This window comes from Nocardia sp. NPDC060220 (assembly GCF_042727815.1).
Classification (GTDB): domain Bacteria; phylum Actinomycetota; class Actinomycetes; order Mycobacteriales; family Mycobacteriaceae; genus Nocardia.
In genome coordinates this window covers 1-1,548 of sequence record NZ_JBHWZY010001226.1, presented here as the reverse complement: position 1 = coordinate 1,548, position 1,548 = coordinate 1, and the positions used below count along the sequence as shown (strand labels likewise).

Genomic DNA, 1,548 nt, shown 5'->3' with positions numbered 1-1,548 from the left:
GCGCCGAAGCGCTGCGGGGCGTCGTGGTGGTTCGACGATGGTGCGGTCAATCCTGAACCGAGTAGCGCAGTGCCGCGGGCGCGGTAGCGGGAACAGCGGGCCGCTTGGGCAGGATCGGTGCGAGGCGGACGTAAGCAGAACCCAGCGCGGGACGGGGGTCGGCATCACCCTTGTTGGGCCAGAACGCCATGGCGCGCTCTGCTTGCGCGGTGATGGTCAACGACGGGTTCACCCCGAGGTTGGCCGTGACCGCACTGCCGTCGGCGATGTGCAGGCCTGGATACCCGTAGACCCGCTGCCAGGGGTCGACCACGCCGGTGTCGGCGGAGTCACCGATGGTGGCGCCGCCGATGTAGTGCGCGGTGGCCGGAATCCCCAGCAGGTCGGTGACCAGATTTCCCGCGTCACCATCGATTTCGGTGGCGTACTCCCGAGCGATCTCGTGCGCGATCGGGATCCACTCGGGATTCGGCTCCCCGGATCCCTGTCTGGTGACCAGACGCCGGCCTTTCAAGAAGGAGGTCAGCGAGTTGTCGAGCGATTGCATCACGAGCAGCACGACCGAGCGCTCGGCAGCACGGTGGACATTCTTCAACCGGATGAACTCGAGCGGATGCGCCGCCACCATGAGCAGTAGCCGCAGCATCCGGAACGCGCCGCCGTCGACCATCGGCAGGCCCTGGGTGAACAGCGCGTTCTGTCCTGTGCCGTACGAGCACACCTCGATATGGGTGTGCGGCTCGGGATGAATCGAGGAGGTGATCGCCACACCCTGGGACAGGTCGTACCGGCTACGACTGCATACCGCGACCACTGCCTCGGAATTGCTTCTGGTCAGCTCCCCGAGCCGAGGCGACAACCCGGGCAGCACACCATCGTTTCGCATGCGGTGCAGCAACTTCTGGGTACCCAACGCAGCCGCGGCGAAGACAACCTGGCGCGCCGTGAACCGGCGCCGGTTCCGGCGGACGATACCGCCCGACCGCATGGTCTCGACGAGGTAGCCGCCGTTGCCGTCCGGCCGCACCGAGGTGACCGTGGTGAGCGGGTGCACTTCGGCCCCGTTGCGTTCGGCCAGGTACAGATAGTTCACCGTGGTGGTGTTCTTGGCATTGTGCGTGCAGCCGGTCAGGCATTCGGAGCAATGAATGCAGCCCGCGCGCGTCGGCCCTGCACCACCGAAGTACGGATCGGGCACCTCCGCGCCCTCCGCACCCTCGTTGAAGAAGACCCCGACATTCGTGCGATGGAACGTGTCGGCAACCCCGCGGCCCTCGGCAATCTTCAGCAGCACTTCATCTTTGGGCCCGACGCGCGGATTGGTTTGCACGCCGAGCATCCGCTTGGCCTGGTCGTAATACGGCGCCAGCTCCGATTTCCAGTCCGTGATGTGCGACCACGCACGGTCTTCGTAGAACGCGGGCAGCGGCTCGTAGAGGGTGTTGCCGTAGATCACCGACCCACCACCGACACCCGACCCGCTGAACACCGCGCACTTGCCGAGAACGCTGATCCGCTGCGGCCCGGTCAAGCCGAGTCGGGGCATCC

The 1,548-nt window shown here is 66.2% G+C and carries 1 protein-coding gene; it reads right to left on the bottom strand.

Annotated elements, in window-relative coordinates; translation table 11 throughout:
* Positions 1 to 46: 46 nt before the first annotated feature.
* A partial coding sequence (locus ACFWF3_RS35520; RefSeq protein WP_379318513.1) for a GMC oxidoreductase occupies positions 47 to 1,548 on the bottom strand: 1,502 nt, incomplete at its 5' end.